We start from the raw sequence: 6,236 nt of genomic DNA, 5'->3' as shown, positions 1-6,236 counted from the left end.
GTTTCTCCGTTGTGAATGCTAAACTCTAGCACACGGATAACGCAAATCGTTCAGCTGAGGCAAAACACGGGCTCTTCGGACCCGGTTGGCGCCTTGGTACTGTTTGGCTTGGCAGGCTGCAAATGGCGCCGGACAGCCCCACGCGAGACTCCGAGCGTCTCGGCGATCCGTCGCTCGGAGTAGCCTGCGGCGCGTAAGTTGTTGATTGCCAATGGCTTGTCCATGGTCAGTTGATTCGCCATGAGGCTCTCGATGGTCGGTTCCTAGGGATGAAAACCGACCATCAGACACGAGCCAGGGGAGTTTGATCAATTGGTACCGTTTGAGGCGCCAATCACTGGTACTGTTTGGGCGCCAACAGACACTTTAGCGTAGCCATTGGGGCGTGACCCACCTCTGTCTCCCACGTTGGTTCCAATGGGAATGGCTTAAACCCTCCATAGTGAAGAACGTGATGGCGAAGAAAACCGAAGCGAAGAAAAACTTACCTGAACGCCCCGATGCGGACCGCCGAGTACGCCAAAGTCTGCGAATCGCTCGCGTCCTCCAGGTTCTGAATTTGATTCAGTCGCGAGGTCGATGGAATGTCAGTGCGATTGCCAGCGAACTCGGCTGTTCTAGCCGAACTATCCATCGAGACCTAAACGTGCTGGAGTTTTGTGGGGTGCCTTTCTACTACAGCGAAGAAGAGCAATGTTACCGCGTCCGCTCGGACTATCGTTTCCCCACGCTGACGCTCACCAACGAGGAAGTTCTCGGCCAAGCCATCGCGACCTCCATCACGAATGCCCCTGGGCTCGACATTGGACTGGGAGCTAAGCCGACGACAACACGACTGGCTGCTGCTTCAAAGGAAGAGACCAAACAGATCATTGCCGACGCCATGAGTTTGGTAGACGTATTCGACTTGAAATTGGTGGATCATAGCCGGCATGGCGAAATCCTGAGAACGTTGCAGATGGCCTTGCTGGGTGCGAATCAAGTCACAGGTGTCTATGAATCACCCTACGAAGCATCCCCCCTCAAGCTGACCATCCATCCTTACCGGATCTGCTTGGTCAAACAGGCTTGGTACGTGGTGGGGCACATCGAAGGTGAAACAGAAGCCAAGACGTTCCGGGCCGCTCGTTTCAAGAGTCTGCGGCAGACAGGATCCGCTGCCAATCGGCCGACGGATTTTGATCTTCGACAGCACTTCGGAAACGCTTGGGCTGTTTTTCGAGGAAACCAAAGCTACGACGTGGAGCTTCGCTTTGACGCGTCCGTCGCCCGTATCGTCGTGGAAACCAACTGGCATCACACGCAACAAGCGACAATACATCGAGACGGAAGCCTGACGCTGAAGTTCACCGTGGATGGACTAGATGAAATTCAACGTTGGATACTCGGTTGGACCGGTCACGTTAGGGTCGTCGGCCCAGCCGAGTTGAGAGATGCGATTGTCGCAAGGCTTCAGGAGGGGGTGCGAGCCAATTCGGCGTTGTCGCAGACACAATGAGCTGGCTTCGACTGCTTAATAGGGTAGATAGGTCATCTGACTCGTTGCCTCTAACCACCAAGAGATCGAATGCAACTCGATTCCCCACTGACCGACGACGAGACGTTTTTCACGCACCGTCTTCTTTTTGAAACGCTGAACTACAACGAGCTCGCTGAAAAAGTTGCGGAACCCCAGTTTCGAAATTTAGGTCTCACCAACGGAGCGATCGAAAACTTCGTTCGAGTCCTGCAAATCTGCGAAGACACGATTCTGCGGAAGATTCATCTTGGCGACGTGCCGTCGAGAGCTGTCAGCTGTCCTTGGAAGCATCCAACCGAGTTTCTCGACCGAGTTTTAGACCTTCAAGTCTGGTTGAGCGAGAACGGCGGAACGCCATGCGATGTGGAGCCCTTCGTGACGATTCGGCAAAGCGGACCTTCGTAAAACGTGCAGCTCTCGGCATCTAAGCCATCTCGATCCACTCCTTGAACGCGACCCCTACGAAAATGCCTAACCATCGTCGACGAAAATCCGATGCAGCTGCTTATGGATTCCTGGCCTTCGCCCTCATGTTTCTATGGCCAATCCCCTTCTTCGTTGCAGCCGTCATTGTGGCTCCCTTCATCTGGTGTTTCGGCATAGAGCCTCAGTCCTCGCTGCACTGGTGGTCGGTAGGAATCCTCGGCGTAGCCCTGATTGCGGGATTCTTCTGGATGTTTGCCGAATAGGACTGCAGTGGGTGGGCTCGAAAAAAACGTCATCCAGATCGGCTCACCACTGACCCAGCTGTGTCGGAGTGAGTCAGTAATTTAGAGCACGACTCCCGGAGACAGACTGTCCCGTTTAGGGAAGCTTGTTGGTGCAATCCCGCCAGCTACCAGACGCAGTTGCCGACTTAAACGTCTTCGACTGCCAAACTGTCCAGACTGGCAATCCAAGGGGTGACGGCCAACGTCAAGCGAGAAGCAGGCAATGGTTCTCCGGGAGTCTTCTTAAAACTAATTTCATTTTCAATCCGGCCTTCGATGAAACTGACGATATTCCGCGGGAGCAATGAGGTCGGTGGAAACTGCGTTGAGATCGAAGCCGGGAAAACAAGAATCATACTAGATGTCGGGATGCCGCTCTTTGATAATGCTCGACGGCCACACGATGGCTTTTCTTTGGGTCGCATGACGACCAACGAGCTCCATGCAAAAGGCATCCTTCCCAAGGTTCAGGGACTGTTTTCAGGCTGCGAAACGCCGGATGCGATCCTCCTGTCTCACGCACACCTAGATCATGTGGGGCTTCTGAAGCACACGCAGCCATCGATACCGGTATACGCTAGCAGAGGCACAAGCAAGATGATGCTGGCGGGAGGTGTTTACGCGAACCAACAGGAACTCCCGAGGGACAGGTTCCGAGAAATCAAAGCTCGAGAGCCCATCGGCATCGGAGAACTGACCGTAACGGGGCTCCCAGTCGATCACTCTATCCATGGTTGCTTGGCGTTCTTAATCGAATCCGACGACAAACGCATCCTCTATACGGGAGACCTGCGGCTTCACGGTCGGCGACAGGAAGAGCATCGCAGAATCATTGCGGAACTGGGGGATACAGGCTTGGACGCCCTGATCGTCGAGGGAACCCACTTCGGATTTGACAATGGTAACGAAGTCTCGGAGGGCGGCTTGGCGGAAGAGATCGCAGACCACGTTGCCGCCGCACAAGGTCTGGTGTTAGCCTCTTTTTCGCCTCAGAACGTCGACCGATTGAATTCGTTCATCCGTGCCGCCAACCGGTCCGGGCGGACGTTTGTTGTTGACGCCTACACCGCGTTCGTTCTTCATCTTGTGAGTGCGGAGGCGGAACTCGAAAACCCGCTCAGATCCGGAAACGGAAGACTGTACTTGCCGGACTCCCTCAAACAGAAGATCGAACGAAAAGGAACGAATCGAGCGAACGAACTATTTCGCGATGCCGAAATCAGTCTGTCGGAAATACTTGACTCTCCCGGTGATTTCATGATGGTCTTTCGGCCGAGCATGCTGGCGGACTTCGCTGGCAAACTTCCACCGAACACTCTCTGCCTCTACTCGACTTGGCATGGCTACAGCGAGGGCACCGACTGGCAGGACGTCTTGAAATCACTCGACGCTGCCGGCGGAGAACTGGTTCACGTTCATACCAGCGGGCACGCCTTGTCGACCGACATTGTGGAGTTTACGCGATCCATAAACGCAGAACGAATCATTCCGATCCATAGCTTCGAGCCCGAACAGTTCAACTCGCACTTCGACAATGTCACGCTGTCCGAAGATGGCGTTCCGATCGAATTGTAAGGACGAGGCAGAGCGACCCAGATGACGAAGAACGGCTTTCGAGCAGACGAACAATCGAGGAGTGAAGTGGTCGGCAGGACCATCGCGATAGGCGATATTCACGGACATTCTAGTGCGTTGCGTCGGCTTCTTGATCAGATCGGTCCTACGAGCAACGACGTCCTCGTACCACTCGGCGACTACGTCAATCGTGGACCAGATTCCCGTGGTGTCATCGAAACGTTGATCGAAACCAGCCAAAACTGTCGGCTGGTGCCCGTGCTTGGCAACCACGATGAGATGATGCTGGAGGCGAGAAAGGACCGGTATGCTTTAGATCGGTTTCGACATGATGGCGGCGAAGAAACGCTCCAGTCCTACTCTGCCGATGCATGGTTCCGGGGAAGCGATCTTTCCTATATTCCTGACGAGCACTGGGCATTTCTCGAGGGGTGCGTCCCCTATTTCGAAACCGACAGCTCCATCTTTACCCATGCGTGCTACGACCCATCCATTGAGATGGCAAGTCAGCCGGCTCGGCTGCTGCGTTGGACTGGCATCTCCGACTGTCCTCCGAAACCGCATTGTTCCGGAAAACTTGTTGTTGTCGGACATGCTGCTGCACAATGCGTTCGAAAGTGGAATCACGTCGTATGCATCGACACCGCTTGTGGATTCGGAGGCAGGCTAACGGCGTATGAACCGGCGAGCGGCAAGACATGGTGGGTAGAGGAATCTGAGCTTACTTGAAGTAGCACGACCTATTTTCGAACGCTTGCTTCACAGTTTCCCGGTAGCTCTCGTCGGCATGTCGGCTTTCGTCCCACCGGAAATCGCCTGGGAATGCCTGGAAGCAGAATCCCTCAAACCGAGGATATTCGGGATTCAGAAACTGGTCAGAGAATCCAGTTAAGCCTTGACTTAAACACCCTTCGAAGTCGGATAGCCAGTCTATAGTCTCAGGTTCACGTTCGTAATACTCCACCAGTGCAAGTACACGAAGACGCAGCAGCTTGGCACTAAGCAACAGGTTGTCCGATCCTGATGGCAGCACTCTGTGTTGATTGAGCTGGAAGAATAGGTTGGCTAGCCCATAGTTCAAAACTTGAATCGCAGCCGAGAGTGGAGTGTCCGAATTGACTTTATCGACTTTAAGTTCGATCAGCTCGAAAGCCTCACCTTTTTGAGTCGCGAGATCAAGAGTTCTGCTGCTCCTTCCCAGCAGGCCTGAATCGACTGGAATTTGGTTTGCGAGTTCATCGCCGGCCATCCAGGCAATGGTCCGTTCAAGAAGTACTTCCGCGGATCGATTGTCGTCATCGAACTTAAGGTGCTGTTTGAATCGCCAGTTCTCGGGCGAGTTCGTCGACGGGCACCCGGCGGCCCCCCAGTTCCGCATCATCTGCCCGAACAGATCCGAGACCAGCTGCATGCCATCGGGCAAGTTTTCCTTCTTCATCCTACGTAGGGATGTAACAGACTTATATCGTGGTTTGGAGCCCGCCCATTCGTCGGTGATTCCTAGGTGCCGGTCGACGATTTCAGAACAACGATCAAATAGCGACACAAAAGACTCCTGGATCCGACGGTGCAATGGTAACGCTCCCGACCACCAGATTGCGGATGGGAGCAGACGAAGAGCGGATTCTTTCACCTAGGGCTGCCAGCGGTAGGTCACAGCAGTCGTCATGCCTCCTTCGATTCCCCTGCCAATGACCTGCAGCAGGCAGTATGATCCTAGTCTTGCTGCGATCTTGCTAGCCGCTGCCCCACAGTCGGCGTTGTCGTCTAGGATTATCACCGCTTTAGAAGATCCACGATTGATAGACAGCGCTGGCATGGCGAACGAACACGACCGAAGCGACAAACCGAGAGAGAGGACCGACGCCGAAAGACGGGCTCGCCAGTGTGCCAGGCTGGCAAACCTCATGCGAGTTCTTCACTTGATCTCCGGACGCGGGAGATGGGATGCCAAGGGGCTGGCCGAAGAGCTCGAGTGCTCTCAGCGAACCGTTCACCGGATGCTGCAGACGTTGAGCATGGCGGGGGTTCCGTGGTATTTCGATGAACGACTCAGAGCTTACCGAATCCGCGAAGGCTTCAAATTTTCCCTGGCAGAGAATGCGATTTTGGGTACGAAGAAGCAGCAGAAGCCAAAGGACCATGCTCTGCATATTCGAGAAGCAGCGAAGCAGCTGCTTGAAGATGGAGAGGCGTTCGCTGAAACACTCCAAGCGTTCCTCAGCGAGCTTAGAACGGCTCTCGCCGACGAGGACTTCTGAGGCACCTCCAGGGGGGTAAGTGTCCATTTAGTCGCTTCCCCTGCTCCAACGGCAAAATTCCGCTCAAATGGCGAGGAGTCCACTGAGTCAGTCTTACTTTGAGACGGCACCCTAAGCGGATTAATGTATCTACCAAGTTCCGAACGATGCCAGCGGCACGTCGCCAAAAAG

General features: G+C 54.4%; 7 protein-coding genes. 6 read left to right on the top strand and 1 reads right to left on the bottom strand.

All coding sequences use genetic code 11. From position 1 onward, the window contains the following. Nucleotides 1–454: 454 nt before the first annotated feature. The 5 genes from GE027_RS22210 (at nucleotide 455) to GE027_RS22190 (ending at nucleotide 4,533) form a co-directional block, all read left to right on the top strand. A complete protein-coding gene (locus tag GE027_RS22210) occupies nucleotides 455–1,498 on the top strand; it encodes a helix-turn-helix transcriptional regulator (RefSeq protein ID WP_153559428.1) in 1,044 nt (347 codons plus the stop codon). Nucleotides 1,499–1,567: 69 nt separating this feature from the next. Beyond that, the gene (locus GE027_RS22205; RefSeq protein WP_153559427.1) at nucleotides 1,568–1,924 is read left to right on the top strand and encodes a hypothetical protein; all 357 of its coding nucleotides are present in this window, start codon (nucleotides 1,568–1,570) and stop codon (nucleotides 1,922–1,924) included. A 62-nt stretch (nucleotides 1,925–1,986) separates the two neighbouring features. Beyond that, complete coding sequence (locus tag GE027_RS22200) at nucleotides 1,987–2,208, top strand: hypothetical protein (protein WP_153559426.1); 222 nt, start codon at nucleotides 1,987–1,989, stop codon at nucleotides 2,206–2,208. 297 nt (nucleotides 2,209–2,505) lie between these two features. Then, nucleotides 2,506–3,804, top strand: coding sequence for an MBL fold metallo-hydrolase (locus GE027_RS22195; protein ID WP_153559425.1), 1,299 nt, complete (start codon nucleotides 2,506–2,508; stop codon nucleotides 3,802–3,804). A 21-nt stretch (nucleotides 3,805–3,825) separates the two neighbouring features. Next, nucleotides 3,826–4,533, top strand: coding sequence for a metallophosphoesterase family protein (locus GE027_RS22190; RefSeq protein ID WP_153559424.1), 708 nt, complete (start codon nucleotides 3,826–3,828; stop codon nucleotides 4,531–4,533). Here the strand turns inward: GE027_RS22190 and GE027_RS22185 are convergent. Beyond that, entirely contained in the window at nucleotides 4,526–5,242 is a 717-nt protein-coding gene (locus GE027_RS22185; RefSeq protein WP_153559423.1) for a hypothetical protein, read from the bottom strand. The genes GE027_RS22190 and GE027_RS22185 overlap by 8 nt on opposite strands. Before the next feature lie 469 nt (nucleotides 5,243–5,711). Between GE027_RS22185 and GE027_RS22900 the strand changes: the two genes are divergently transcribed. Next, nucleotides 5,712–6,065 carry an HTH domain-containing protein gene (locus GE027_RS22900; RefSeq protein ID WP_162006885.1) on the top strand — a complete coding sequence of 118 codons (354 nt, stop codon included), beginning with the start codon at nucleotides 5,712–5,714 and terminating at the stop codon, nucleotides 6,063–6,065. The last annotated feature ends 171 nt before the right edge of the window (nucleotides 6,066–6,236 follow it).

It is taken from the genome of Roseimaritima sediminicola (genome assembly GCF_009618275.1).
Lineage (GTDB): Bacteria > Planctomycetota > Planctomycetia > Pirellulales > Pirellulaceae > Roseimaritima > Roseimaritima sediminicola.
This window is presented reverse-complemented; position numbering and strand designations above follow the sequence as displayed.

What these genes read in the sequence shown, in the direction of transcription:
- GE027_RS22210 (WP_153559428.1), top strand. Translation starts at nt 455, where the DNA reads ATGGCGAAGAAAACCGAAGCGAAGAAAAACTTACCTGAACGCCCCGAT.
- GE027_RS22205 (WP_153559427.1), top strand. Translation starts at nt 1,568, where the DNA reads ATGCAACTCGATTCCCCACTGACCGACGACGAGACGTTTTTCACGCAC.
- GE027_RS22200 (WP_153559426.1), top strand. Translation starts at nt 1,987, where the DNA reads ATGCCTAACCATCGTCGACGAAAATCCGATGCAGCTGCTTATGGATTC.
- GE027_RS22195 (WP_153559425.1), top strand. Translation starts at nt 2,506, where the DNA reads ATGAAACTGACGATATTCCGCGGGAGCAATGAGGTCGGTGGAAACTGC.
- GE027_RS22190 (WP_153559424.1), top strand. Translation starts at nt 3,826, where the DNA reads ATGACGAAGAACGGCTTTCGAGCAGACGAACAATCGAGGAGTGAAGTG.
- GE027_RS22185 (WP_153559423.1), bottom strand. Translation starts at nt 5,242, where the DNA reads ATGAAGAAGGAAAACTTGCCCGATGGCATGCAGCTGGTCTCGGATCTG.
- GE027_RS22900 (WP_162006885.1), top strand. Translation starts at nt 5,712, where the DNA reads ATGCGAGTTCTTCACTTGATCTCCGGACGCGGGAGATGGGATGCCAAG.